Raw genomic sequence first — 25355 nt, 5'->3', positions numbered from 1 at the left:
GACCCCGCGCCCCGCGTTGTCACCCGACACGGCAATAGGTGCCCGGACCGGCCTCCACTTCGGCAGCCAGAGGGCTACGCTCAATGACCTGTACGTCGTTTGGGCGACCTGGGGAGGTAGCGGGATGACGGAGGCACGGCCCGATGCGGCCGCCTCGGCTTCCCTGTGGGAGCGCGACGCGGAGATCGCCGTCATCACACAGGCGATCGACGAACTCCGTGCCGACAAGGCGTCCCCGGGCAGTGTCCTGGTGTTCAGCGGCGAGGCGGGCATCGGCAAGACCGCCCTCCTCACCGAGGCCCGCCGGATCGCCGAGGAACGCGGCTGTACGGCCTGGTACGCACGCGGCGGCGAGACCGTCACATCCGTCCCCTTCAACGTCGTACGGCAGTTGCTGCAACCCGCGTTGCTGGGGCTGCTGGAGGGGGAGACACGCGACTACCTGGGCGACTGGTACGACATCGCCGGACCGGCGCTCGGGCTCGTCGAGCCGGGCGGGACACCGGCCGACCCGCAGCACGTGTGCGACGGGATCGTCGCCGCTGTGAACCGCCTCGCCCGGCGGACCTGGCCGCTCGTGCTCCTGATCGACGACGCCCACTGGGCCGACCAGGAGACCCTGCACTGGCTGTCCGAACTCACCGGACGGCTCACCGAGATGTGCGTCCTCGTCGTGGTCGCCCGCCGCCCCGGCGAGGCCACCGGCGAGCGGGCCCGCCATCTCCAGTCGGTCGCCGCCGACGCCGCCCCCGTCACCAGGATCAGCGCGCTCACCCCCGAAGCCGCCGCCGGGCTCACCCGCACCGCGGTCGGTGAACATGCGGACGACGCGTTCTGCCGCGAGGTGTGGGCCGTCACCGGCGGCAACCCGTACCTCACGGTCGAACTCCTCGCCAAGGTGAAGGACAGCCAGCTGGACCCGGTCGAGGACTCCGCCGCCAAACTCCGCGCGCTGAACAACACGGCGCGTGGGGACGGCCTCGTCGCCCGCCTCGAAAAACTCGGCGTCGAAGCCACGCGTTTCGCCTGGGCCGCGGCCATCCTCCACACCGGTATCACCGTGGACATCGTGGCCCGCCTCGCCTCCCTGTCCCGGGACACGGCGAAGGAGTGCGCCGACCTGCTGACCCAGGCGCGCATCCTCACCGAGCCCGACCCGGCCAACCGGCAGGTGGACGACGGCGACCTGGAGTTCGTGCACCCGCTGATCGCCACCGCCGTCTACGACTCGATCCCGCCGGGCGTCCGCACCGCGTTCCACGGAGTGGCCGCGACCGTCGTCACCGAGTCCGGGCGCGGCCCCGCGGCCGCCTCCCGCCACCTCATCGAAGTGCACCCGGACGGCGAGGCCGATCTGGTCGAGCAGTTGCGGGCCGCCGCGACGGAACACCTCGCCGTGGGCGCCCCGGACGCTGCCCGCCGCTGTCTGGAGCGAGCGCTGAAGGAGCCTCCGCTGCCGGACGTCCGGGCCAGCGTGCTCTACGAACTGGGCTGCGCCACCCTCCTCACCTCACCCGCCACCACCGTCGAATACCTCCGCTCGGCGCTCGCCGAACCGGGCCTCGACAGCGCCGAGCGCGTGGACGCCGTCTTCCGTCTCTCCCAGGTGCTGCTCCACAACGACCAGTTGGAGGAGGCCGTCCGCACGGTCGACGCGGAGGCCGCCCGGCTGGAACCGGGCCCGGCCCGGATGCGGCTTCAGGCCGCGCACTACATGTGGGAGGTCATCCACGCCGACGTGGAGCTCTCGCCGACCCGTTCCCGGGAGCTCGCCGCCCTCGCCGCGACCTGCACCGGGAATGACAACTCCGAGCGCGCGCTGCTCATCCTGCGCGGCTTCGACGCGGTGGCGCGGGGCGAGAACGCCGAGGAGGTCGTCGAGTTCTGCGACCGCGCCCTCGTCAACGGCCGCCTGGCACCGGGCCTCGGCTGGACCGACAGCGAATGGGGCATCGAACTGCTGCTGATGCTGGCCATCGCCTACGCCTACGCGGACCGGCTCGACCGGGCGGAGAGCCTCTACACGGAGGCCCTGCGCACCTACGAGACCGCCGGGTGGACCGGCGGCCATCTCGCCCTGGCCCACGCCTACGTGGGACACGGACATCGCATGCGGGGCCGTCTCAAGGACGCGGAGAAATCCCTGCGCAAGTCGCTGGCCTACGCCGAACGGGTCGGCCGCGGACTGCCCCTGCACTGGACGTCGACCTGCAATCTCGTCGACACGCTGCTCGCCCGCGGCCATGTCCAGGAGGCCTGGAACGTCGCCGAGGAGCAGCGCTTCGCGCCCCCGTACCCGTCCACCATCGTGCTGCCCGACCCCCGCTCCGTACGGGGCCGGCTGCTGCTCGCCGTCGGCCGTACCAAGGACGGCATCAACGAACTGGAGGCCGCCGAGAAGGCGGCGGCCGCCCGGGGGCACCACAACACGGTCATCGCTCCCTGGGGCGGAGACCTCGCCCGCGCCCTCGCCTCCGAGGACCCGCGCCGCGCCGCCGAACTCGCCGTGACCGTCCGCCGCCGTGCCGAACGCCTCGGCACGGACACCGCCATCGGAGAAGCACTGCGCGTCGAGGCCTACCTCGCCACCGGCAAAAAGGCCGCCTCCCTGTACGCCAAGGCGGTCACCTACCTGGCGGCCTCACCCTCCGCCTTCGAGCACGCCGCGGCCCGCGTCGAATACGGCATCGCCACCCGCTCGACCGCAGAACTCAACCGGGGCCTGACCCTGGCCGAGTCCTGCGGCGCGGACGGCCTGGTCGAGAAGGCACAGGAGGCACTCGCCCGGATCGGCTGACGCCGGGCGAAGCGGCCTCCCGGGTCCCGCCCACCGGTCAGGCCTGCTCCCCGTCCTCCTCGGCGAGCACGCGCTGAGCCGCCGCGAACGCCGAGTTCGCCGCCGGGACGCCGCAGTACACGGCGGTCTGGAGGAGTACGGCACCGATCTCCTCCGGGGTGAGGCCGTTGCGGCGGGCCGCCCGGACATGCATGGCCAGCTCGTCGTAGTGGCCGTGGGCCACCAGCGCGGTCAGCGTGATCATGCTGCGCTCGCGGCGGGACAGCGTCGGGTCGGTCCAGATCTCGCCCCAGGCGTAGCGGGAGATGAAGTCCTGGAAGCGTGCCGTGAAGGGTGTCTGCCGGGACTGCGCGCGGTCCACGTGCGTGTCCCCGAGGACCTGGCGGCGCACCTCCATACCGCGCTTCGCGTAGCCGTCGAAGTGCCCGCGCAGCGCGGCCAGTACGGCCTCCGGGCGTTCGGCCGGGGCGAGATGGGAGGCGCCGGAGATCTCCGTGAGGGACGACCCCGGCACCGCGTCCGCGATCTCCCGCAGATGCGCGGGCGGTGTCGCCGGGTCCTGCCGGCCGGCGATGAGAAGGGTCGGCGCGGTGATCCTCGACAGGTCCTCGCGGATGTCGAACGCGGCGAGCGCGTCACAGCAGGCCGCGTACGCGTCCGGGTCGGCGTCGCGATGGTCGTCGACCAGCTCCGGCACCGTGAACCCGGGCGTGAACCAACGGGAGTTCGCCGTCTCGGCGACCCCGGCCAGCCCCTCCCGGCGCACCAGCTCGGCGCGCTCCCGCCACGGCTTGGCGCCGTTGAAGTGGGCCGAGGAGCAGATCACGGCGAGGGACGCGACCCGCTCCGGGTGGTGCGCGGCGAGGTGCAGCCCGACCGCGCCGCCGAGGGACACGCCCGCGTACGCGAACCGCTCGATGCCCAGCGAGTCCGCCAGGGCCAGCACGAGTCCGGCCAGATCGGCGACCGTCGCGCCCGGGGTGATCAGGCCGGCGGGGGAGTCGCCGTGTCCCGGCAGGTCCCAGCGGATCACCCGGTGCGTGATCGACAAGTCGGGCGCCACCTTGTCCCACAGCTTGGTGGAGGTGCCGAGGGAAGGGCCGAGCAGCAGCGGAGGAGCGGAAGCAGGGCCCTCCGCACGGTGGTTGAGCAGCTTGTCCGTCAACGTCGCTCCAGGGCACGGTCGGTGAGGGCTCCGGCGGAGCCGGTGTAGCGGGTGGGGTCGGTGAGGTCCGCCAGGTCGAGGTCCTTCAACTCCGGCTCCTCGGCGAGCAGTTCACCCAGCGGTCGGCCCTCGGCGTAGACGCGTTTGGCGGCCCGGGTGAGCAGTTCCTTGGCGCGGGCCCGGCCGAGCACGGGGGCCAGCTCGGCGGCCAGCCGCTCGGAGACGATCAACCCGTGGGTGAGGTCCAGGTGTTGCCGCATCGCGTCGACGTTCACCCTAAGACCCTGGGTGAGCTCCACCGCGTCCCGGGCGGCGCCCCCGACCAGCCGGAGCAGATCGCGCAACGGCTCCCACTCGGCGTGCCACGCCCCGGCCGGCCGCTCGTCCTCGGCGGCCAGCGACCCGTACAACGTCGCCGCCAGCTGGGGCGCCCGCCGGGCCGCCGCCGCGATCAGCGTGGACCGCACGGGGTTCGCCTTGTGCGGCATCGCCGACGAACCGCCCCCGCTGCCCTCCGCCACCTCGGCGATCTCGGTGCGGGCGAGGGTGAGGAAGTCCACCGCGACCTTCCCCAAGGCACCGGCGGTGAACGCCAGCCCTCCGGCGAGGTCCGCGATCGGGGTGCGCAGGGTGTGCCAGGGCAACTCGGGCTCATGCAGGCCGAGTTCACGGGCGTAGGTGGCGCTCAATGCCTGGGTGTCGGCCGACCCGAAGACCGTGAAGGCCGCCAACGTGCCCGCCGCGCCCCCGAGTTGGGCGGGCAGGCTCGCGCGTACGACCGCGAGCCGGTCCCGGGCGTCCAGGACCAGCGAACGCCAGCCCGCCGCCTTCAGCCCGAAGGTCGTCGGCACGGCGTGCTGGGTGAGGGTGCGCCCGGGCATCGCGGTGTCCCGGTGCGCGGCGGCGATCGAGGCCAGGGCGGCCTCGGTGCGGCCGAGGTCGGCCAGCACCAGGTCGAGGGTGCGTGCGGCGACCAGCATCGTCGCCGTGTCCATGATGTCCTGGCTGGTCGCGCCCCGGTGGACGTACGGGCCGTACTCCGTGCCGACCGCCTCGGTGAGGTCCGCGACCAGGGGGATCACCGGGTTGCCGCCGCCGCGGGCGCGCTCGGCGAGCGACGCCGTGTCGAAGGCGTCGGCGTCCGCCGCCGAGGTCACCGCCGTCCCGGCCGCGGCGGGGACCAGCCCCAGCGTGGCCTGGGCGCGGGCCAGTGCGGCCTCGGCGTCGAGCAGCGCCTGGAGATAGGCGGTGTCGCTCGTCGCGGCGGCGGCCGGGGAACCGGTCCACCCGGGCGCGAGCAGACCGGTGTCGGGAACAGCAGAAGTCACTGGAACTCCAGGAAGACCGTCTCGCCTTCGCCTTGAAGGCGGATGTCGAAACGGTAGGTGCCGCTGCCCTGGTCCTCGGCGATCAGTGTGCCCCGGCGCGGCTCCTCCACCCGGGAGAGCAGCGGGTCGGCGGCCAGTGCGGCCTCGTCGCCCGGCAGGTAGATCCGGGTGAACAGGTGGACGAGCAGGCCGCGCGCGAAGACGCACACGCTGATGTACGGCGCGTTCCGTCCGCGCGCGCCGGGCCGCAGCGTACGCGCCGTCCAGTGCCCGTTGGCGTCGGTCTGGACGCGGCCCCAGCCGGTGAACTCCACGCCGTTGCGGCCCAGGAAGCCGCCGCTCGCCGGGTCGCGGCGCATGGAGCCGTCGACCTGGGAGAGGTTGCCGTCCGGGTCCGGGCCCCACAGCTCCAGGAAGGCGTCCGGCAGCGGGTTGCCCTCGCCGTCGAGGATGTAGCCCTGGAGGGAGATGGTGTCCGGGTGGCCGAGCGGGGCGATGTCGCCGCCGCCGGGGAACGGCAGGGCGTGGCCGTAGAAGGGGCCGACCGTGTGCGACGGGGTCGGGAGCACCGTCTCCGCGCGGTTTGTGTCGATCTTCGTCATGGCAGGTCAGCGCCCTTCTTCGATCCAGGTGGCCTTCGGCCCGTCGAGCACGATGTCCCAGTGGTAGCCCATCGAGAACTCCGGCACGGACAGGCTGTGGTCGTATGTGGCGACCAGCCGCTGCCGGGCCGCGTCGTCCGTCACGGACTGGATGATCGGGTCGTACGGGAACAGCGGGTCGCTCGGGAAGTACATCTGCGTCACGAGCCGCTGCGTGAACGCCGAGCCGAAGAGCGAGAAGTGGATGTGGGCCGGCCGCCAGGCGTTGACGTGCTGGCGCCACGGGTACGGGCCCGGCTGGATCGTCGTGAAGTGGTAGTGCCCGTTGTCGTCGGTCAGCGTGCGGCCGACGCCGGTGAAGTTCGGGTCCAGCGGCGCATCGTGCTGCTCGCGCTGGTGCGCGTAGCGGCCCGCCGAGTTGGACTGCCAGATCTCGACCAGCTGGCCGCGCAGCGGGCGCCCGTCACGGTCGAGGAGACGGCCGGAGACGGTGATGCGCTCACCGATCGGCTCGCCGTTGTGCTGCCGGGTCAGATCGTTGTCGATCTCGGTGATGTCCCGCTCGCCGAAGGCGGGGGAGGACAGCTCCACCAGCTCCGGGTCCTTGGTGACGTCGATGCCGATGGGCGGCTGCTTCGGGTGCCGCAGCACCGAGGAGCGGTACGGGGCGTAGTCACGGCGGGGCTGGTGCTCGACCGGCGCACCGTCGGCGACCCGCTTCTCGTAGGCGGCGTGCTCGGCCGCGATCTCCTGGTCGATGTCGTGCTGGGTGAGTGTCATACCGGGTTCCTGAGGTCTCTGACGGTTCCGTTGAATCGGGGGTGGCGCAGCGCCCCGTAAGGGGCGCGGGGCTGTATCGATATGCGGCTCCGCCGCGCGGGCGCGACCAGCCATATACGGCCCGCAGTCGCAAACGGTGCTCAACGTTCCAATACGAGGGCGAGTCCTTGCCCCACTCCGATGCACAGCGTGGCGACGCCGACGCCACTGCCCTTGCGCGCGAGCTGATGGGCAACCGTGCCGGCGAGCCGCGCACCCGAGGCCCCGAGCGGATGGCCAAGGGCGATCGCACCGCCCCGCGGGTTGAGGATCGCGGTGTCGAACTCGGGCCACTCGGCGACACACCCGAGCACCTGCGCGGCGAACGCCTCGTTCAGCTCCAGGACGTCCAGGTCGCCGAATCCCTTGCCCGCCTTGGCCAGCGCACGCGTCACCGCCTCGACGGGGGCGAGTCCGAAGTAGTGCGGATCGATCGCGGAGACACCGGACGCCGAGACCCGGGCGAGGGGCTCGCGACCGGTGGCCGCCAGGCCCTCCTCGTCCACCAGCAGCAGCGCGGCCGCACCGTCGTTCAGCGGCGAGGCGTTGCCGGCCGTGACCGTCCCCTCGGAGGTGCGGAAGGACGGCTTCAGCTTGGCCATCGCGGCGAGGGAGGCGTCGGCCCGTACGCACTCGTCGGCGCCGAAGACGACCGGATCGCCCTTGCGCTGCGGGATGGAGACGGGAGCGAGTTCACCGTCGAACAGACCCTCGGCCTGCGCCTTGGCGGCCTTCTGGTGGGAGGCGAGCGCGAACTCGTCCTGCTGCTCCCGGCTGATCTTGTGCTTGTCGGCGATGAGCTCGGCCGACTCGCCGAGCGGGATGGTCCACTGCGGGTCCATCCTCGGGTTGACCATGCGCCAGCCCAGCGTGGTCGAGTACAGCTCGGTGTGCCCGGCGGGGAAGGGCCTCTCGCTCTTGGGCAGCACGTACGGGGCGCGGGTCATGGACTCGACCCCGCCGGCCACGGCGATCGAGGCGTCGCCGAGCGCGATGGCGCGGGCCGCCTGGATCACGGCCTCCAGGCCGGAGGCGCAGAGGCGGTTGACGGTCACGCCGGGCACGGAGGTCGGCAGGCCCGCGAGCAGCGCGGCCATGCGGCCGACGTTGCGGTTCTCCTCACCGGCGCCGTTGGCGTTGCCGAAGTACACGTCCTCGATCCGTGCCGGGTCCAGGTCCGGCGTACGGGCGAGGAGTTCACGGATGGCGTGGGCGGCCAGGTCGTCGGGGCGCAGGCCCGCCAGAGTGCCGTTGTAGCGGCCGATGGGGGTGCGGACCGCGTCGACGATGTAGACGTCCCTCAGGCCGTTGCTCGGACCCTTGTTCATGACGGGATCTCCTCGGGGATGCGCAGCTTGGCGGCGGTCTTCGCGACGATCTCCTCGGCGGTGACACCGGGCGCGGTCTCCACCAGCACCAGGCCCTCGTCGGTCACGTCGAGCACGCCCAGGTCGGTGATGATCCGGTTCACGCACGCCTTGCCGGTCAGCGGCAGCGCACACTCCTCAAGGATCTTCGCCGAGCCGTCCTTGGCGGTGTGGGTCATGACCACGATGACCGTACGGGCGCCGTGGACCAGGTCCATCGCCCCGCCGATCCCGGTGATCATCTTGCCGGGGATGGCCCAGTTGGCCAGGTCGCCGCCGGCGGAGACCTGCATCGCGCCGAGCACCGCGACGTCGATGTGGCCGCCGCGGATCATCGAGAACGACAGTGCCGAGTCGAAGTACGAGGCTCCGGGCAGGACCGTCACGGTCTCCTTGCCGGCGTTGATCAGATCGGGGTCGACCTGGTCCTCGGTCGGGTAGGGGCCGGTGCCGAGGATCCCGTTCTCGGACTCCAGGATCACCTCGACGTCGTCGGGGAGGTAGTTCGGGATCAGGGTCGGCAGGCCGATGCCGAGGTTGACGTACTGGCCGTCTTCGAGCTCACGTGCGGCTCGGGCGGCCATCTGCTCGCGGTTCCAGGCCATTACTCGCTCACCGTTCCCTCTGCGGCGGAGGCGGAGACCGTCCGCTTCTCGATCTTCTTGTCCGCCGCCTGCTCGGGGGTGAGGGCGATGACGCGCTGCACGAAGATGCCGGGCAGGTGGACCGCGTCCGGGTCGATCTCGCCGGGCTCGACGAGCTCCTCCACCTCGGCGATCGTGACCTTGCCGGCCATCGCGGAGAGGGGGTTGAAGTTGCGGGAGGACTTGTTGAAGACCAGGTTGCCGTGCCGGTCGCCCTTGGCCGCGCGGACGAGCGCGAAGTCCGTACGGATGCCGCGCTCCAGCACGTACTCGGTGCCGTCGAACTCGCGGACCTCCTTCGGCGGCGAGGCCAGCGAGACGCCGCCGTCGCCGTCGTAGCGCCAGGGCAGCCCGCCCTCGGCGACCTGGGTGCCCACGCCGGCCGGGGTGAAGAACGCCGGGATGCCAGCGCCGCCGGCGCGCAGCCGCTCGGCGAGTGTGCCCTGCGGGATCATCTCGACCTCCAGCTCACCGGCGAGGTACTGTCGCGCGAACTCCTTGTTCGCCCCGATGTACGAACCGGTCACCCGGGCGATCCGGCCCGCCGCGAGGAGGACCGCGAGGCCCGTGTCCATGGCCCCGCAGTTGTTCGACACCACTCCGAGACCCGAGATCCCACGCTCGTACAACGCCTGGATCAGCACGTTCGGCACACCGCTCAGCCCGAACCCGCCGACGGCGAGTGTCGCGCCGTCCGGCACATCGGCCACTGCCTCCAGGGCCGTGGCGACCACCTTGTCCATCCGTGAGGCCCCATCTCGTCCGAGCACTCGGTGACCAGTTAATCAGGGCACTGAGCATTTCAGTGAAGTTTCCTTCACGCTGCCACTCGTCGGCTTTCCCGTCAAGGCCCGAGAACAGCGAGGTCATCTGTGTACATGGTGATGGACACGCCCCGGTGGGTGGCGAGTATCGTTCAGTGCACGGACGAATTACCGAGCATGTCCGACTGAGCCGAGCCGAGGAGCGAACATGGCCGCGGTGGACCTCTCCACCCACCCCGGGCACCTGGCCCGACGGCTGCAGCAGGCCCACTACCTGCTGTGGAACGTGATGGTCTCCGAGGAGATCACCTCGCCGCAGTTCGCGGTCCTCAACACGCTCGTCGCCGAGCCGGGGCTCGACCAGCGCACGGTGGGGGAGCGGGTCGGGCTCGACCGGTCCACGATGTCCGAGGTCATCAGCCGGCTCGGGCGGCGGGGGCTCCTCGACAAGGTGCGCGATCCGCAGGACGGGCGACGGTTCCTGCTGCGCCTCACCGAGGAGGGCGTGCGGACGCATCGCAAGCTCACGGTGCGGACGGCCCGGATGAACCAGGTGTTCCTGGCGCCCTTGTCGGCGCAGGAGCAGGAGGTGTTCTTCGAGCTGATACGGCGGGTCGCCGATGCGGCGGAGGAGTTGCGCAGCCCGGCCGAGTCGATGGGTGCCCACTAGCTTCACGGCGTCATGCCTTCGTGAACACCACCCACACCTGCCCCTCCGCGAAGTTCATCGGCTTGCCGTCCGTTGTCGTGAAGCTGGTGCCGTCCGTGTCCGTCTTCCGCTCCCAGTTCCCGTCGAACGTCCGGCCGTCGCGCAGGACCTCGGCGCGGCCGGAGCCGACGGTCTCCGTGTACGGCGTGTTGTTGCCCCGGAAGTCCTTGAACTGGGACTCGCGTACCGTCACGTGTTGCACGACCACCGTCGCCGGAGCCACCCGGTTGCCGTCGGTCAGGACCGTTTCCGTGCCGTCCATGGAGACCAGCCAGCGTTGGCGGTCGTCGGACCAGGTGAAGGTGAAGCGGGCCGCCGGGTAGCGGATCGTGCGGGAGTCCTCCGGTGTGCCGCCGGTGGGTGCCGGGCCGTACTGGAAGCCGGTGGTGAGGGCGTCGTCGCCGGGTGGGGAGTCGATGAGTTTCCCGGGGCGCAGGTAGAGGTTGTGCGGGGCGGGCTTGTCGGTGCCGCGGTAGAACGCGTCGGCGGTGTCCCCCGGGGTCTCGGCGCGCAGCGGTGCCTTGTCGATCAGGGGGAGCAGCTTGCTCTGGGCCCCGGAGAAGGCCAGGGTCGGCTCGTCGAACTGGCGGAGGAGCTCCAGGTCGGACTCGCGGGCACTGCGCACCGGGCCGACGGTCTCCGGGAACTTCGTCGCGTACACGGCCATCAGTCGGCTCAGGCCGCCCTCGACCTGCTCCGCGTAGACGATGTCCGCGGCATCGAGACCTGTCTGGGGTCTGGCCGCGCGTACGTTGTCGATCTTCACGGCGAGTATCGAGCCGACGGGTGCCGTGCTGACCTGGTCGTCACGGCGGCCCTCGCTCTCTCCGCGTCCGTCGTCGTCCGAGTCGCCCCCGGTGCAGCCCGACAGCAGGGCGCCCGCCGTCACGGCGGCGAGCAGCAACCCCGTGGCCCCCTGGTGCCGCACCCGCCGCGCTTTCACTTCCATGCCCACCGCGCCCCATCACATTCCGAGTTGTCTCCGATTGTGCGCTTATAAGTTCATAGATAGCCATACGCGATTGTTTCTGACCTGTCCGTTCTGCTGGGCGGATCGGGTCGGAGACTGGTCCCGGAGCCTCGGTGATCGGCGCGGTTCGGTGTTGGGGCACCGGGTACCCGTGCCGGACCTGCTGGCCGAGGCGAGGGACGGAGCGTGGCGCGATGAAGGCAGTGACGTGGCAGGGCAAGCGGGACGTGCGCGTGGAGACCGTGCCCGATCCGGTGATCCAGGAGCCGACGGACGCGATCGTGCGCATCACCTCCACCGGGCTGTGCGGCTCCGACCTGCACCTGTACGAAGTGCTCACGCCGTTCATGACACCGGGCGACATCCTCGGCCACGAACCCATGGGCGTCGTCGAGGAGGTCGGCGCCGGGGTGCCGGACCTGGCGGCCGGGGACCGCGTGGTCGTGCCGTTCCAGATCGCCTGCGGCAACTGCTGGATGTGCCTCACGGGGCTGCCCACCCAGTGCGAGACCACGCAGTGCACCGGCGAGGGCATGGGCGCGGCCCTCTTCGGCTACACCCGGCTGTACGGCGCGGTCCCGGGCGGCCAGGCCGAGTACCTGCGCGTCCCGCAGGCACAGTTCGGGCCGATCAAGGTGCCGGAAGGGCCGCCCGACGACCGGTTCCTCTATCTCTCCGACGTGCTCCCCACCGCCTGGCAGGCGGTCGAGTACGCGCACATCCCGCCCGGCGGCAGCGTCGCCGTGCTCGGCCTCGGCCCCATCGGGGACATGGCCTGCCGGGTGGCCCAGCAGCGCGGCGCCGAGCAGGTGTTCGGAGTCGATCTGGTGCCCGAGCGGCTGCGCCGGGCGCGTGAACGGGGCGTCGAGACGTTCGACCTCCGGGACTTCGACAGCGAGAAGGATCTCGTCAGCGCAGTCCAGGACCGGACCGCCGGACGCGGCCCCGACTCGGTGATCGACGCCGTCGGCACCGAGGCCCACGGCAGCGCGGCCGCCCGCCTCGCCCAGAACGCGACCGGACTGCTGCCCCGGGCCATCGGGGCACGGTTCGCGGAACACCTCAGCGTGGACCGGCTGGCCGCCCTCTACACGGCCATCGACCTCGTACGACGCGGCGGCACCATCTCCCTCTCCGGCGTCTACGGCGGCAAGGTCGATCCGCTGCCCCTGCTCACCATGTTCGACAAGCAGATCCGGCTGCGCATGGGCCAGGCCAACGTCCGTACCTGGAGCGACGACATCCTGCCGCTCCTCACCGACGACGACCCGCTCGGCGTCGACTCCTTCGCCACCCACCGGGTGCCGCTCACCGAGGCACCGCACGCGTACGCGATGTTCCAGCGCAAGGAGGACGGGGCGGTGAAGGTGCTGATGGAGCCCTGACCGTCACTGTCCGGTGTGACCGTCACTACCCGGGTTCGGGTCCCGGTCCGGGCCCGAGGATCTCCGTCAGGTCGTAGTTCACCGGCTCCTCCAGCTGGGCATAGGTGCAGCTCTCGGCCGTGCGGTCCGGGCGCCAGCGGCGGAAGCGGGCCGTGTGGCGGAAACGGACGCCGTTCTCCATGTGGTCGTACGCCACCTCGGCGACCTGCTCGGGCCGCAGCGGCACCCAGGAGAAGTCCTTCTTCGTCGACCAGCGGCTCGGCGCGCCCGGAAGCCTGGCCGTCTCATGCGCCGCCTCGTCGGACCAGGCCGCCCACGGGTGCTCCCCGACGTCCGCCATCCGCAGCGGCTCCAACTCGGCCACCAGCTCAGCCCGCCGCTTCATGGGGAACGCGGCGCACACGCCCACGTGCTGAAGGGTGCCCCCGTCATCGTACAGGCCCAGCAGCAGCGAGCCGACCACCGGCCCGCTCTTGTGGAGGCGGTAGCCGGCGACCACCACGTCGGCCGTGCGCTCGTGCTTGATCTTGAACATGGCCCGCTCGTCCTGCCGGTAGCGCAGATTGAGCGGCTTGGCGATCACTCCGTCCAGGCCCGCCCCCTCGTACTGCTCGAACCACTGCTCGGCCAGCTCACGGTCCGTGGTCGCCGGGGCGATATGGACGGGGGCGGTGACCTCCGACAGGGCCAGCTCGAGGAGCGCTCGCCGGTCGACGAGCGGGACGTCGAGCAGCGATTCGTCGTTCAGGGCGAGCAGGTCGAACGCGACGAACGAGGCCGGGGTCGTCTCGGCCAGCATCCGGACGCGGGAGTCCGCGGGGTGGATGCGCTCGGTCAGGGCGTCGAAGTCCAGCCGCCCCTTCCGGACGATCACGATCTCCCCGTCCACCACACAGTGCTCCGGCAACCGTTCCCGCAACGCCGCCGCCAGCTCGGGGAAGTACCTGGTCAGCGTCTTCCCGGTACGGCTGCCGATCTCCACCTCGGCCCCGTCGCGGAAAACGATCGCCCGGAATCCGTCCCACTTCGCCTCGTAGTGCATGTCCGGCGGGATCTTCGCCACGGACTTGGCGAGCATCGGTTTCACGGGCGGCATCACCGGCAGATCCATGCCTCCGATTCTGCGACCCGGCGATGAGATTCGCCCGGTATGCGGCATCTGGCCGTTCCGTCTACCGTGGCCGCATGGGTGAAGCGGTGGAGCTGGAGGCGGCGGGGCGGACGGTACGGCTGTCCAGCCCGGACAAGATCTTCTTCCCGGAGCGCGGCTTCACCAAGCTGGACCTCGCCCGGTACTACCTCGCCGTCGGCCCCGGCATCCTGCGGGCCCTGCGCAACCGGCCCACCACCCTGGAGCGCTACCCGGAGGGGGTCACGGGCGAGAACTTCTTCCAGAAGCGGGCTCCCAAGAACATGCCCGACTGGATCCCCACCGCCCACATCACCTTCCCCAGCGGCCGCAGCGCCGACGAGATGTGCCCCACCGAGGTCGCCGCCGTCGTATGGGCCGCCCAGTTCGGCACGCTCACCTTCCACCCGTGGCCCGTCCGCCGCGACGACGTCGACCGCCCCGACGAACTCCGCATCGATCTCGACCCCCAGCCCGGCACCGACTACGCCGACGCCGTCCGCGCCGCCCACGAACTCCGCTCCGTCCTGCACGACTACGGCGATCTGCGCGGCTGGCCCAAGACCTCCGGTGGGCGCGGCCTGCATGTCTTCGTGCCGATCCGGCCCGACTGGACCTTCACCCAGGTCCGCCGCGCGGCCATCGCCGTGGCCCGCGAACTGGAGCGCCGGATGCCGGACCAGGTGACCACGGCCTGGTGGAAGGAGGAGCGCGGCGAGAAGACCTTCGTCGACTACAATCAGACCGCCCGCGACCGCACCATCGCCTCCGCCTACTCCGTACGCCCCCGCCCGCACGCTCCCGTCTCCGCGCCCCTCACCTGGGACGAGGTGGGCGTCGCCGTGCCCGGCGACTTCGACCTGGCGACCATGCCGTCGCGCTTCGCCGAGGTCGGTGACGTCCACGCCGACATGGACGACCACGCGTTCTCCCTGGAGGCGCTGTTGGAGCTGGCCGCTCGGGACGAACACGACCATGGGCTCGCTGATCTGCCGTACCCGCCGGAGTATCCGAAGATGCCGGGGGAGCCGAAGCGGGTGCAGCCGAGCCGGGCGAAGAAGGCGTGACGCGCCCCCAGGGAGCGCACAGTGGCGTACGGCAGCCACTGATCACAGCATGCCGTACGCCACTGACAACGGGCCGAGCCGAACCGGCCCCTACAGTTCCTTGATCCGGATGTCCCGGTAGGAGACGACATCCGTCGTGCCGTGGACCTGGAGTCCGAGGTAGCCGGAGGCGAACCGTCGCCCGTCCGTGCCCGGGTCGTCCGAGCGGGGCGGGGTGAAGTCCTGGCCGCCGATGTTGTCGAACTCGTTGATCAGGACGCCGTTGCGGTAGACCGAGTAGTGCTGGTCGACCACGCGGATCTCGTAGTCGTTCCAGGTGCCCTTCTGGGTGACGCCCGCACCGGCGAGCCCCACCCGGTCGAAGCCGTAGACCGACCCCGTCTTGTACATGTCGCCGTCGGGCCGGTCGAGGACCTGCACCTCATGGCCGTACTTGATGGCCACCCATTCCGGCCGCGTCTCCTCGGAGTGCTCGTGGACCCACGGGAACCGTACGAACACACCGGAGTTGGCGTTGGAGGTGCCGGGCGCGTCGTCACGCCACTGGAGACGCAGTGAGAAGTCGCCGTACTTCCGCTCGGGGAACCACAGCATGCCGAGCCCGGCCTTCGTCGTACCGGACGTGATCGAGCCGTCGGCGTTCAGCCCGAACGAACCGCCGCCCACCTGCTGCCACTTGGCGAACGACTCCGCCGTGCCGTCGAGGATCGTCCGGTAGCCCTCCGTCTGTCCGGGCTTGCCGATGCCGGACTCCGCGGCCGCCTCCTGGATCGCGTCGTACTCGCGCCGGTCGACGACCCCTTCCCGCAGCAGGCCGTCCATGACGGTCCTCACATGCTTGAGGAACAGGGCGTGGGACGTCCACTCCTTCTCGTCCTCGATCAACTCATTGACGCGGCAACGGTTGTTGGTGACCCGGTTCGGCACACCCGAGTCGACCGTGCCGACGAATACCGTCAACCGCTCGTCGTACTCGGCGCAGTTGGGCGCCGGGACACCCCCGCCCGAGACGACCGTGAAGCTGACGGACCGTGCCGCGGCCGTGTTGCCCGCCTTGTCACTCGCCCGGTACATGACCGTGTGCGTGCCCGCGCGGTCGACCAACACCGGTGTGGTGTAGGCGAGATAGGGGCCGCCGTCCAGCGAGTACTCGATCGCGGCGACACCCGAGCCGCCGTGGTCGGTTGCGCTGACGGTGACCTTCGCGCTCCTGAGGTACGCGCCGGCGGAGTTCCGGTCGCCCTCCACGGTCACGCCCGTCACCGGTGGTGTGGTGTCGTCGGCGGGCGGGGCGACGACGGTGAAGCCGACGCTCTTCTCGGCCGAGACGTTCCCCGCCTTGTCCGTCGCCCGGAACCGCACCTTGTGCGTGCCCACCTCGTGCACCATCACGGGCGCCGTGTACGGCTGCCAGGCGCCCGAGTCGCCGAGCGCGTACTCGATGGTGTTGACCCCGGAGCCGGTGTCCGACGCGGACACGGTGACGGTCGCCATGGAGACGTAGTCGCCCTGCGGATTCTGCTCACCGGCCACCGTCGCCGAGGTCTCCGGTGCTGTCGCGTCGTCCGTCGGCGGCGCCACGACGGTGAACTCGACGCTCTTCTCCGCCGCTGTGTTGCCCGCCTTGTCGATCGCCCGGTAGCGGACCTTGTGGGCGCCGACCTGGTCGATCACGACGGGCGTGGTGTACGGCACCCAGGCGCCCGTGTCGCCGATCGCGTACTCGATCCGCTCGACACCCGAGCCGCCCGTGTCGGTCGCGCTCACCGCCACGGACGCCGAACCGACGTACGCGCCCGAGGAGTTCTGCGTTCCGCTGACCGAGGCGGCCGTCTCCGGAGCGGTGGTGTCCTCGCCGGTGCCCTCGGTCACCACGAGGATGCCCTGCATCTGACCGTGCCCGGGGATCGTGCAGTAGTAGCGGTAGCGGCCGGGGGTGAGCGTCACCTCGGCGGTGTGGCGGCCGCCCTGGTCGTCGCTGGGGTTGGCCAGGATGTTGAGCGGGACGTCGTTGTTGTACTCCGGGTCGGAGACGTCGAACGTCAACGTGTGCGGCATCCCCATGGTGTTGCCGGTCGCCGTGCTGTTCTCGAAGACGATGGTGGTCGGGCCCGCCTCCGCGGTCTGCGGGGCGGTCGTGTACTTGGTGATGTCGTCGCCGGCGGTCCAGGTGAGCACCTGGGCGGCGGCGGTCGGGTCCTGTGCCTCCTTCGTACGGCCGGACGCGGGCGTCGACGTCAGTCCGAGCACCATCAGCAGGGCCGCCAACAAGGCCGCCCACAGACGTCTTTCACGCATCGAGCGTCGCTCCCGCATCACTCCGCCTTCCTCGCCAGCTCGTCGGCGGCCGGCGTGGGACCGCCACCTGTGTAAGTGACACGCCAGAGCGCCGACTTGGCGTCCGAGGTGAAGAAGCCGCGCCCGTAGTCCAGGACGTACAGCGAGCCGTCCGGCCCGAACTTCCAGTCCATGAGGTTCCGGATGCCGTTGGTGCCGACCGGCACGATCTTCTTCAGCGACTCCGCGTGGATCGGGAGACCGCCGCTGCCCTGGTTCTTCGGGTCGGTGAGCACCGCGTGGCGCGGCTGGTCGCCGTCGTAGAAGTCGCCGACGAACCACTTGCCGTCCCAATAGGCCGGCCACTGACCGGAGTCGGTGACGTCATCGTCGTACCGGTACACCGGTCCGTTCATCGTGGCCTGCCCGCCACCCTTCAGCCACGGCAGCAGATACGTGGCCTCCTCGTTCTTGTACGAGGGGACGCCGCCCGCGTCCCGCGGGAAGTCGGGGGCGCCGCCTTGCGGGGAGTACCAGATGTTGTTGCCTGTCACCGGGGGCACATTGACAAGCCCGTCGTTGTTCGGCGACTCGTTCTTCGGGTGGTCGCAGTCGTACCAGCCGAGCGGCTTCGACGGGTCCGGCAGATTACGGTCCCGGTAGGGCTGCTTGTTGCCCATGCAGTACGGCCAACCCCGGTTGCCCGCCTCGGTGATGGCGGCGAACGTGTCGTACTTCGCCGGACCCCAGGTCGTCGACGGCGCGCTCGCGTCGGGGCCGACCCAGCCCGCGTAGAGGACGTCCGTCTGCTGGTCGACGAAGATCCGCGCGGGGTTTCTGACGCCCATCACATAGATCTCGCCGCGCGTCTTGCCGCCACCCTCGTCGGTCTCCTTCCCGGTGAAGAGGTTGCCGTCGGGCAGGGTGTACGTGCCGTCGGGCTCCGGGTGGATGCGCAGGATCTTGCCGTTGAGGTTGTTGGTGTTGCCGGCGGTGCGGCGGGCGTCGGCGAACGAGACGCCCTTGTAGTTGGGCTCGGGGTTGTTGCCCGAGTAACCACCGCTGAAGCCACTGGAGTTGTTGTCGCCGGTCGCGATGTACAGGTTGCCCTCGGAGTCCCAGGTCATCCCGCCGCCCGCGTGGCAGCAACTGTGGATCTGCACCGGCCACTTGAGCAGCACCTTCTCGCTGCTCAGGTCCAGCTTGTTCGCGGCGAGGTCGAGGGTGAAGCGGGAGACGCGGCGCTCGGCCATACGGGTGTCGCGGTTGATCCGGGAGTGCGGCGTGTAGTGCAGATACACCCAGCCGTTCTGCTGGAAGCCGGGGTCCAACTCGATGCCCAGCAGCCCCTCTTCGACCTTGATCAGCTCGTCGCCGCCGCCCTTGTTGCCGAAGACGGTGAGCGCGCCCGCGAGGGTGACCTTCTTCGTCCTGGGGTCGTAGACGTGGATCTCGCCCTTGCCCTTGCCGATGTCCGGGTTGTTCCAGTCGGTGACCACGGGCTGGGACGAGTCGGCGCCGCCCCGGCCGATGTAGAAGACCCGTCCGTCGGGCGCGGTGACCAGGCCGTGCGGCTCACCGATCTGGTCGTTCTGCCCCGGCTGGTTGGGCTGCGTCAGCCGCTCCGCCTTGTAGTTGGCGTCGATCGTCGCCTTGCAGTCGGCCTGGGTGAGGCGGGAGGTCCACAACAGGGCGCCGCGCAGATGCGTACGGAAGTCGGTCTCGTCGTACGCCGAGACGGTCCCGCCCATGCCCGTGTAGAAGGAACGGCCGCCGTCGTAGTCTCGGCACCAACTCACCGGATGGTCCCAGCCGTTGGCGCTCGTGCCCGGCTGGTACGTCGACTCGCGCACCCGGGCCACGGTGTGCACGGTGCCGGACGGGTTCTTCGTCCAGTTGAACCACTTGTCGGGCCGCTTCCACTGCACGGGCAGGCCCTTGGTGGCCGGATGCTTCCGGTCACCGACCTCAACGGTCGCACGCTGTACGGCCGTTGGGCTCGACGCGGCCGGTCGGGCGCCGATCAGGCCCGTGAACCAGTCCGAGTACGGCTCGGCGCGGGCCGCGTCATGGACGCCGACGAAACCGCCGCCCGCCTCCATGTAGGTCTCGAGTCCCGCCTCCTGCTCGGGATCGAGGACGTCACCGCCGCCGGTGAGGAAGACCACGGCGTTGAAGCCGCTCAACCGGGACTCGTCGGTGAACACGGACGCGTCGTCGGTGGCGACGACCTCGAACCGCTCGGCGGCGGGCCCGGACAGGCCGATCCGCTCGATCGCCTCGATCCCGGCGTTCACGACGGGCGACTCGTCCCCGGCCGCCGCGGAGCCGTGGAAGATCAGCACCTGGGGGCCCGCGCCGCCTGGCGGTGACTTGATCGACATCGTTGTCAGCGGCGGCTCCGGCGCCGGACGCGCATGGGCCGCGGGGCCCGACAGAAGCCCCGCGGTGACGACCGAGGCGGTCAGGGTGGCCGCCCAGGCCCGTCTCTTCGCGTCGCTCAACCCTCGTAAGTACATGGGCACCTCCTCGGTCACAGCAACAGCGCCAAGGAAGCTAGACCCCTTTGCGCGGCCCGCCAATACCTATGACCGAAAGGGCACGAACTTTGTCCAGGGTGTGGAGAAACGGCCGCGCTGCCGCTACCGTCTCACAGGTTGATCACAGATGCGTCTCCGCAAGCTCCGTATCAGGGTGGGGAGTTCCGCATGGACGGAATGGACAGACGAGGGTTCAACCGGCGGCTGCTGCTGGGTGGCGCGGCTGCCGCGACATCGTTGTCCTTGGCCATTGAGACCGTCGCCAGTCCCGAGGCCGCGAGCGCCGCCATGCCGGCGAAGACGGCCCCGGCCGGCGGCGAGGTCAAGCACATCAAGATGTACGCCGAGAAGCTGCCCGACGGGCAGATGGGCTACGGCTTCGAGAAGGGCAAGGCCTCGATTCCCGGCCCGTTGATCGAGCTCAACGAGGGCGACACGCTGCACATCGAGTTCGAGAACACGATGGATGTGGCGGCCAGCCTGCACGTCCACGGTCTCGACTACGAGATCTCCAGCGACGGCACCAAGCTCAACAAGAGCGATGTCGAGCCCGGCGGCACCCGCACCTACACCTGGCGCACGCACGCCCCCGGCGCCCGCAAGGACGGCACCTGGCGCGCGGGCAGCGCCGGCTACTGGCACTACCACGACCATGTCGTCGGCACCGAACACGGCACGGGCGGCATCCGCAAAGGCCTCTACGGCCCGGTGATCGTCCGCCGCAAGGGCGACGTCCTCCCCGACAAGACCGTCACCGTCGTCTTCAACGACATGCTGATCAACAACAAGCCCGCCCACTCCGGCCCCGACTTCGACGCCACCGTGGGCGACCGCGTCGAGTTCGTCGTCATCACCCACGGCGAGTACTACCACACCTTCCATCTGCACGGTCACCGCTGGGCCGACAACCGCACCGGCCAGCTCACCGGCCCCGACGACCCCAGCCAGGTCATCGACAACAAGATCGTCGGCCCCGCCGACTCCTTCGGCTTCCAGGTCGTCGCCGGCGAGGGTGTCGGCGCCGGCGCCTGGATGTACCACTGCCACGTCCAGAGCCACTCCGACATGGGCATGGTCGGCCTGTTCCTGGTACGCAAGACGGACGGCACGATTCCGGGGTACGAGCCCCATGAGCCGCACGAGTCCGCCGAGTCCGAGGCCTCGGGCGCGTCCCACAAGCACTGAGAGCCCGGTGAAGAGCGTCACGCGGGTGGTGGCCTCGCAAGGACGGCCGGCAGGTCACCGTCCGGGCGGGTCGGGGGCGCCGTGCGGGCGGTCTCGACGGAGGCCGAGGGCGCCCTCGGCCGGGTAGGCCGACCGACAGATCACCGGGTGCGTCGGTCACCAGGTGCTCGATGCCGTCACCGACGCGGAACGTCTGGAGGTCGACGGCACCGGCCGACGGTCGGGGAGCGCTCTCAACGGTGTCTTTTCCAGGGCTATCCTGATCGCAGCCGCCCCGGAGGAGAGTCGCCCAGTGACCGAGACAGCGTCGCGTCCCACGTTGGAGGCCGTGGCCGCGCGGGCCGGGGTGTCCAGGGCGACGGTGTCGCGGGTCGTCAATGGCGGCGAGGGCGTTCGGGAGCCGCTGGTGGAGCGGGTGCGCAGGGCGGTCGAGGAGCTCGGGTACGTGCCGAATCAGGCCGCCCGCAGCCTGGTCACCCGCCGGCACGACGCCGTGGCCGTGGTGATCGCCGAGCCGGAGACCAGGGTCTTCGCGGACCCCTTCTTCGCCCTCCAACTTCGCGGCATCAGCAAGGAGTTGACCGCACACGACTCGCAGCTCGTCCTGCTCCTCACCGAAGGGCCCGAGGACCACGCGCGGGTGGGGCGATATCTCGCCGGCGGACATGTCGACGGGGCGCTCGTCTTCTCGCTGCACCTGGACGACCCGCTGCCGGGGCTGATCCAGGGCGCCGGAGTACCGACCGTGTTCGGCGGCCGGCCCGGCTGGGCGGACGGCACGCGCGGCGACACGTCCACCGTGTACGTCGACAGCGACAACCGGGGCGGCGCGCGGGACGCCGTACGCCATCTCGTCGGCCTCGGCCGCACCCGCATCGCCCACATCACCGGGCCCCTCGACCAGACCTCCGCCGTGGACCGGCTCGACGGGTTCCGGGACGTCATGATGGACGCCGACCCCCGGCTGATCGTGGAGGGCGACTTCACCCCGGCGGGCGGGGAGCGCGCCATGCGGGAACTCCTCGACCGTTGCCCGGAGTTGGACGCGGTGTTCGCCGCCAACGACGTATCCGCCGCCGGCGCCCTGCGCGTACTGCGGGAGCGAGGGCGGCGCGTTCCCGAGGACGTCGCCGTGGTGGGCTTCGACGACATGCTGCCGGTGGCCGAGCAGTCCGATCCACCGTTGACGACGGTCCGTCAGGACATAGAAGGAATGGGGCGGTTGATGGCCCGGCTGCTGCTCCGGGGCCTCGAACGACGTACGCCCGAGGAACAGGAGCAGGGCCTCGGCGGCGCACCGTCCAGCGTCGTCCTGCCGACCACACTGGTGCGCCGCGCCTCCACGTAGAACCCGCGCCCCGTAAGGGGCGCGGGGCTGCATAACTGTGCGGCTCCGCCGCGTGGGCGCGACCAGCCACGACGGCGCGGCGGACGACTGACGCCATCTCGCGGCACCCCCCAGCGGAGCGTCTACGCGCCCACCGTCACCGTGAACCGACGCGGGTTGCCGTCGTGGGCCGCGCCCGACACGTCCGGCTCGCCGTCGGGGCGTACGTCGTCGTACGGAAACGCGTACCCGATGGGCGAGTTGGCGTGCACCACGCGTGCCCAGTGGTTGGTCACGCCTCCCCGGTAGTAGTCGGCCGCCGTCGCCCCGTTCGGCTGTGTGGGGTGGGTGAGCATGAGGGAGCGGTTGAAGCCGGCGGCGAGACGGGCGAGGAGGGCCTTCTTGTCGTCGGGGTCGCCGGGGATGTTGGCGAACGGGCCGTGGTTGCAGGTGAAGATGTCCTTCGCGGTCGGCCTGGCGAAGGAGTGGCCGCCGGCGAAGGTGAGGGTGTCGCCGGAGACCCGGCCGGTGAGGACGCCCCGGCCGCCCTGGAGGTCGATCCTCAGATCCGTCCCGCGGTACTTCGCCCACACCTGGTCGATGTAGGAGTCCCAGTAGGCGCGGAACGGCATCCGGTCGGGCTGGCCGAAGTACGGCGCCATCAGGTTCTGCGGTGAGATGACCCGCAGGACCTTGCCGTCGCCGCCCCGGATGACGAGCCGGTCCCACGGCTGGCCGTCCCGCGCCGTCTGCGCCATCAGATCCGCGGCGATCCGGTCCACCGCCCCGTCGGGCAGCGGGGCGACCGTGTGCGTGGCGTCGCCCTCCAGCGTCAGCCCGATCGGCAGAGCCGTCACCAGGTCGACATAACTGATGTTGGCGAACAACTGGGTGGGATTGAAGGTGAACTCGCAGAACGACCACGTCTTGCCGTAGTTGGGATCGGCCGGCGTGGCGAAGGCGGGCTCGACCAGCGCCGGGCCCGGATTGAGGAAGAAGTCCAGGGTGCTGTCCCGTACGAAGTAGACGCGCGCCCCGAACATCTGAGGCAGCGTCAGCACGGTGGGCGCCGAGCCCGCCGTGCCGAGCGGGATCGCGCAGTCCACCGGCAGTGGTGTCTGCGGCGCCGAGGGCGACGTCGGCCGGTAGACGCCGCCGTCGGCCCGCAGTAGCACCCAGGCACCCGTCGACTGCTCGTGCCCGGTGACGTACGCCCGGACCGTGCCCGGCAACGAGGCGTTGCGCAGGGCGAGTTGGCAGGTGGCGGGCGCGGCCTGGGCGGGCGTGCCGAGAGTACTCACGGCTGCGGTCGCGCCGACGGCGGCGGTTCCGGACAGGAACATACGGCGGGAAATCACGGTGGGCCTCCTGAGACGTGGGGGAGTGGAGGCACAGCGGACGGGGCCCCTGCTGTGGTGCACCCACTGTTCCCAGGGGGAGTTGAGGCGTCAAGGCTTATGACTGAGAGCGCTCTCAGGAATGTGCCGTGTTCATGAGGTGACGGCAGACCGAACGGCGTTCGGGGGCGCGGAGGAACGCCGAGGACACCGAACGACCGAGCGAGAACGAGCGAGAACAAGCGACAACGACCGACACGGCCGTCAGCCCCATGGCGGTGGCGGCGGTGCCGGTCGGTGTTGCTCGGTCTCGCTCAGTCTCGCTCGGTATCGCTCGCCCCAGTCCTCAGTCCTGCGGCTGCTCGCTCCTGATGACCGCGAACCTTGCCCCGTACGGGTCGGCGAGCTTGGCGAAACGCCCCGCACCCGCCAGGTTCGTGGCGGGCACACGGACGCTGCCGCCGCGCTCCTGAGCCCTGCTCACCGCGGCGTCCGTGTCCGGGACCTCGAAATACGGCAGCCAGTACGGGCCCGACTCCGCCTCGCTCGGGTCCTCGTCGAGCGGGACGATGCCGCCGAACATGGACTTCGTCGCGGTCCCCGCCGGGTTCACACAGGTGTAGCTGCCGCCGGCGATGTCGATCGCGGAGGTCTCCCAGCCGAACACGGAGTTGTAGAACCCGGCGGCCGCGGGCAGATCCGGCGTGTACAGCTCCAGCCAGCACAGCGAACCGGGAGCCGTGACGACGTCCAGGCCCGTGTTGCGGTGGGGCTGCCAGATGCCGAAGGGCACGCCCGCCCGGTCGGCGAGGATGGCCATACGGCCCTCGTCCGCCACATCCATGGGCTGCATCAGCACCGAGCCGTGGGCCTGCTCGACCGCCTTGGCCGTGGCGTCGGCGTCCGGGGTCTGGAAGTAGATGTTCCAGGACGGCGGGCCCTGCTCCGGGGGATTCTGCATGCCGGCCGCGGCGGTGCGGCCGTCGAGCTGGAAGAAGCCGTAGCCGCCCATCTCGGGGCCGGCCGAGCGGAACTGCCAGCCGAAGAGGTCGTGGTAGAAGGAGGCGGCGCCTTCGATGTCGGGGGTGCCGAGGTCGATCCAGTTCGGGGCGCCGGTGACGTAACGGGTGGTGAGCATCGCTGCGCTCCTCTGAGGGGGTTCGAGGGCCCGTTGCCTGTACTGCCGAGTCTGGCATCGCGCACTGACAATCGCCGGTCGTTGCCGCGATGCACCCGCCGGGGCTCGGCCATCGGGGTGTTCGGGGGCGGAGCCGCACATCGGCACAGCCCCGCGCCCCTTGCGGGGGCTCGTGCCCTCACCGTGGGTGATCGGTGGCGTCGTGCGTGTGTATGTTCGTTCCGCGCGCCGCCGTGCGCTGCCCGGTCGGACGAGAGGACCATGGCGGACCGGGAGCGTCGCGTTGATGTCGCGTTGATCGAACGTTTTTCGTGGCGCGGCACGATCCTGTGCATGCACAACGACACGATCACCCCAATCGACCGCACCTGGCAGGAGCGGGCGCTGTGTGCGCAGACGGGGGCCGACTTCTTCTTTCCCGAGCCCGGCAGCTCGGTGCGTGAGGCGAAGCGCATCTGCGGCATGTGCGAGATGCGTACCGCCTGCCTCGAGTACGCGCTGTCCAACGACGAACGGTTCGGCGTCTGGGGTGGGCTGTCCGAGAAGGAGAGACTCCGGCTCCGGCGCACCGACCACAGCTGACCCGCCTCTAAACATTGCCGCTCGACCTCGAATCGCCGCACTCCGTAAGCCGGTTCGGTCATAAATGGCTGGGCCCTGTCGACGGGTGGCGCATAAGATCCCAGGGCGCGGTCCGGACGTAGCGCAGAGGCAGGCGCACCGCCTTGTCAGGGCGGAAACGCCGGTTCGAATCCGGTCGTCCGGACCGCGCTCGACGGTTCTGTGGATCCGAAGGCCTCGTGCG

At 70.6% G+C, this 25355-nt stretch carries 20 protein-coding genes and 1 tRNA gene; 8 read left to right on the top strand and 13 right to left on the bottom strand.

Going from position 1 to position 25355, the window contains the following annotated elements:
- Positions 1-124 precede the first annotated feature (124 nt).
- The gene (locus tag JIX56_RS04965; protein ID WP_257537537.1) at positions 125-2797 is read left to right on the top strand and encodes an ATP-binding protein; all 2673 of its coding nucleotides are present in this window, start codon (positions 125-127) and stop codon (positions 2795-2797) included.
- 37 nt (positions 2798-2834) lie between these two features.
- Here the strand turns inward: JIX56_RS04965 and pcaDC are convergent, their stop codons facing one another.
- The 7 genes from pcaDC to JIX56_RS04930 form a co-directional block, all read right to left on the bottom strand.
- The gene (gene pcaDC / locus JIX56_RS04960; protein ID WP_257537536.1) at positions 2835-3962 is read right to left on the bottom strand and encodes a bifunctional 3-oxoadipate enol-lactonase/4-carboxymuconolactone decarboxylase PcaDC; all 1128 of its coding nucleotides are present in this window, start codon (positions 3960-3962) and stop codon (positions 2835-2837) included.
- Positions 3959-5290 carry a 3-carboxy-cis,cis-muconate cycloisomerase gene (gene pcaB, locus JIX56_RS04955; protein ID WP_257537535.1) on the bottom strand — a complete coding sequence of 444 codons (1332 nt, stop codon included), beginning with the start codon at positions 5288-5290 and terminating at the stop codon, positions 3959-3961. The genes pcaDC and pcaB overlap by 4 nt, the downstream gene beginning before the upstream one ends.
- Entirely contained in the window at positions 5287-5892 is a 606-nt protein-coding gene (pcaG, locus tag JIX56_RS04950; protein ID WP_257537534.1) for a protocatechuate 3,4-dioxygenase subunit alpha, read from the bottom strand. Before pcaG ends, pcaB begins: the two co-directional genes overlap by 4 nt.
- A gap of 6 nt (positions 5893-5898) precedes the next feature.
- Entirely contained in the window at positions 5899-6672 is a 774-nt protein-coding gene (gene pcaH, locus JIX56_RS04945; protein WP_257537533.1) for a protocatechuate 3,4-dioxygenase subunit beta, read from the bottom strand.
- A 140-nt stretch (positions 6673-6812) separates the two neighbouring features.
- Complete coding sequence (locus JIX56_RS04940) at positions 6813-8015, bottom strand: thiolase family protein (protein ID WP_257550741.1); 1203 nt, start codon at positions 8013-8015, stop codon at positions 6813-6815.
- Between the two features lie 20 nt (positions 8016-8035).
- On the bottom strand, positions 8036-8683 hold the full coding sequence (locus tag JIX56_RS04935) for a CoA transferase subunit B (protein ID WP_257537532.1): 648 nt from the start codon (positions 8681-8683) through the stop codon (positions 8036-8038).
- Entirely contained in the window at positions 8683-9465 is a 783-nt protein-coding gene (locus tag JIX56_RS04930) for a CoA transferase subunit A (RefSeq protein WP_257537531.1), read from the bottom strand. The genes JIX56_RS04935 and JIX56_RS04930 overlap by 1 nt, the downstream gene beginning before the upstream one ends.
- Positions 9466-9694: 229 nt before the next feature.
- Between JIX56_RS04930 and JIX56_RS04925 the strand changes: the two genes are divergently transcribed.
- The gene (locus JIX56_RS04925) at positions 9695-10156 is read left to right on the top strand and encodes a MarR family winged helix-turn-helix transcriptional regulator (protein WP_257537530.1); all 462 of its coding nucleotides are present in this window, start codon (positions 9695-9697) and stop codon (positions 10154-10156) included.
- 10 nt (positions 10157-10166) lie between these two features.
- On the opposite strand, the gene JIX56_RS04920 is transcribed toward JIX56_RS04925, so the two are convergent.
- A complete protein-coding gene (locus tag JIX56_RS04920; RefSeq protein ID WP_257537529.1) occupies positions 10167-11144 on the bottom strand; it encodes a DUF3048 domain-containing protein in 978 nt (325 codons plus the stop codon).
- A 215-nt stretch (positions 11145-11359) separates the two neighbouring features.
- Between JIX56_RS04920 and JIX56_RS04915 the strand changes: the two genes are divergently transcribed.
- A complete protein-coding gene (locus JIX56_RS04915) occupies positions 11360-12550 on the top strand; it encodes a zinc-dependent alcohol dehydrogenase (protein ID WP_257537528.1) in 1191 nt (396 codons plus the stop codon).
- Between the two features lie 25 nt (positions 12551-12575).
- Here the strand turns inward: JIX56_RS04915 and JIX56_RS04910 are convergent, their stop codons facing one another.
- Complete coding sequence (locus JIX56_RS04910) at positions 12576-13661, bottom strand: ATP-dependent DNA ligase (protein WP_257537527.1); 1086 nt, start codon at positions 13659-13661, stop codon at positions 12576-12578.
- A gap of 74 nt (positions 13662-13735) precedes the next feature.
- Here JIX56_RS04910 and ligD point away from each other — a divergent pair, with 74 nt between their 5' ends.
- A complete protein-coding gene (ligD, locus tag JIX56_RS04905; RefSeq protein ID WP_257537526.1) occupies positions 13736-14746 on the top strand; it encodes a non-homologous end-joining DNA ligase in 1011 nt (336 codons plus the stop codon).
- Between the two features lie 90 nt (positions 14747-14836).
- Here ligD and JIX56_RS04900 read toward each other — a convergent pair whose 3' ends face one another.
- The gene (locus tag JIX56_RS04900) at positions 14837-17044 is read right to left on the bottom strand and encodes an OmpL47-type beta-barrel domain-containing protein (protein ID WP_257537525.1); all 2208 of its coding nucleotides are present in this window, start codon (positions 17042-17044) and stop codon (positions 14837-14839) included.
- Positions 17045-17061: 17 nt separating this feature from the next.
- Positions 17062-19542: a ThuA domain-containing protein gene (locus JIX56_RS04895; RefSeq protein ID WP_257537524.1), complete on the bottom strand. Its 2481-nt coding sequence runs from the start codon at positions 19540-19542 to the stop codon at positions 17062-17064.
- 189 nt (positions 19543-19731) lie between these two features.
- On the opposite strand from JIX56_RS04895, the gene JIX56_RS04890 reads away from it, so the two are divergent.
- Together JIX56_RS04890 and JIX56_RS04885 are read left to right on the top strand one after the other, a co-directional pair.
- Complete coding sequence (locus JIX56_RS04890) at positions 19732-20748, top strand: multicopper oxidase domain-containing protein (protein ID WP_257537523.1); 1017 nt, start codon at positions 19732-19734, stop codon at positions 20746-20748.
- A gap of 292 nt (positions 20749-21040) precedes the next feature.
- Positions 21041-22096, top strand: a complete 1056-nt coding sequence (locus JIX56_RS04885) for a LacI family DNA-binding transcriptional regulator (RefSeq protein WP_257537522.1) — start codon at positions 21041-21043, stop codon at positions 22094-22096.
- A gap of 122 nt (positions 22097-22218) precedes the next feature.
- On the opposite strand, the gene JIX56_RS04880 is transcribed toward JIX56_RS04885, so the two are convergent.
- Together JIX56_RS04880 and JIX56_RS04875 are read right to left on the bottom strand one after the other, a co-directional pair.
- Positions 22219-23433, bottom strand: coding sequence for a glycoside hydrolase family 64 protein (locus JIX56_RS04880; protein ID WP_257537521.1), 1215 nt, complete (start codon positions 23431-23433; stop codon positions 22219-22221).
- Between the two features lie 325 nt (positions 23434-23758).
- Positions 23759-24550, bottom strand: a complete 792-nt coding sequence (locus JIX56_RS04875; protein ID WP_257537520.1) for a VOC family protein — start codon at positions 24548-24550, stop codon at positions 23759-23761.
- A 333-nt stretch (positions 24551-24883) separates the two neighbouring features.
- Here JIX56_RS04875 and JIX56_RS04870 point away from each other — a divergent pair, with 333 nt between their 5' ends.
- Both JIX56_RS04870 and JIX56_RS04865 read left to right on the top strand, forming a co-directional pair.
- Entirely contained in the window at positions 24884-25132 is a 249-nt protein-coding gene (locus JIX56_RS04870; RefSeq protein WP_257550739.1) for a WhiB family transcriptional regulator, read from the top strand.
- Positions 25133-25244: 112 nt separating this feature from the next.
- Positions 25245-25316, top strand: a tRNA-Asp gene (locus JIX56_RS04865).
- Positions 25317-25355: the final 39 nt, after the last annotated feature.

The organism is Streptomyces sp. CA-210063 (assembly GCF_024612015.1).
GTDB lineage: Bacteria > Actinomycetota > Actinomycetes > Streptomycetales > Streptomycetaceae > Streptomyces.
Note: the sequence above shows the minus strand (reverse complement) of the source record. Positions and strands in the feature narration are given on the sequence as shown.

What these genes read in the sequence shown, in the direction of transcription:
- JIX56_RS04965 (WP_257537537.1), top strand. Translation starts at nt 125, where the DNA reads ATGACGGAGGCACGGCCCGATGCGGCCGCCTCGGCTTCCCTGTGGGAG.
- pcaG (WP_257537534.1), bottom strand. Translation starts at nt 5,892, where the DNA reads ATGACGAAGATCGACACAAACCGCGCGGAGACGGTGCTCCCGACCCCG.
- pcaH (WP_257537533.1), bottom strand. Translation starts at nt 6,672, where the DNA reads ATGACACTCACCCAGCACGACATCGACCAGGAGATCGCGGCCGAGCAC.
- JIX56_RS04935 (WP_257537532.1), bottom strand. Translation starts at nt 8,683, where the DNA reads ATGGCCTGGAACCGCGAGCAGATGGCCGCCCGAGCCGCACGTGAGCTC.
- JIX56_RS04930 (WP_257537531.1), bottom strand. Translation starts at nt 9,465, where the DNA reads ATGGACAAGGTGGTCGCCACGGCCCTGGAGGCAGTGGCCGATGTGCCG.
- JIX56_RS04925 (WP_257537530.1), top strand. Translation starts at nt 9,695, where the DNA reads ATGGCCGCGGTGGACCTCTCCACCCACCCCGGGCACCTGGCCCGACGG.
- JIX56_RS04920 (WP_257537529.1), bottom strand. Translation starts at nt 11,144, where the DNA reads ATGGAAGTGAAAGCGCGGCGGGTGCGGCACCAGGGGGCCACGGGGTTG.
- JIX56_RS04915 (WP_257537528.1), top strand. Translation starts at nt 11,360, where the DNA reads ATGAAGGCAGTGACGTGGCAGGGCAAGCGGGACGTGCGCGTGGAGACC.
- JIX56_RS04910 (WP_257537527.1), bottom strand. Translation starts at nt 13,661, where the DNA reads ATGGATCTGCCGGTGATGCCGCCCGTGAAACCGATGCTCGCCAAGTCC.
- ligD (WP_257537526.1), top strand. Translation starts at nt 13,736, where the DNA reads ATGGGTGAAGCGGTGGAGCTGGAGGCGGCGGGGCGGACGGTACGGCTG.
- JIX56_RS04900 (WP_257537525.1), bottom strand. Translation starts at nt 17,044, where the DNA reads ATGCGTGAAAGACGTCTGTGGGCGGCCTTGTTGGCGGCCCTGCTGATG.
- JIX56_RS04895 (WP_257537524.1), bottom strand. Translation starts at nt 19,542, where the DNA reads ATGTACTTACGAGGGTTGAGCGACGCGAAGAGACGGGCCTGGGCGGCC.
- JIX56_RS04890 (WP_257537523.1), top strand. Translation starts at nt 19,732, where the DNA reads ATGGACGGAATGGACAGACGAGGGTTCAACCGGCGGCTGCTGCTGGGT.
- JIX56_RS04875 (WP_257537520.1), bottom strand. Translation starts at nt 24,550, where the DNA reads ATGCTCACCACCCGTTACGTCACCGGCGCCCCGAACTGGATCGACCTC.
- JIX56_RS04870 (WP_257550739.1), top strand. Translation starts at nt 24,884, where the DNA reads ATGCACAACGACACGATCACCCCAATCGACCGCACCTGGCAGGAGCGG.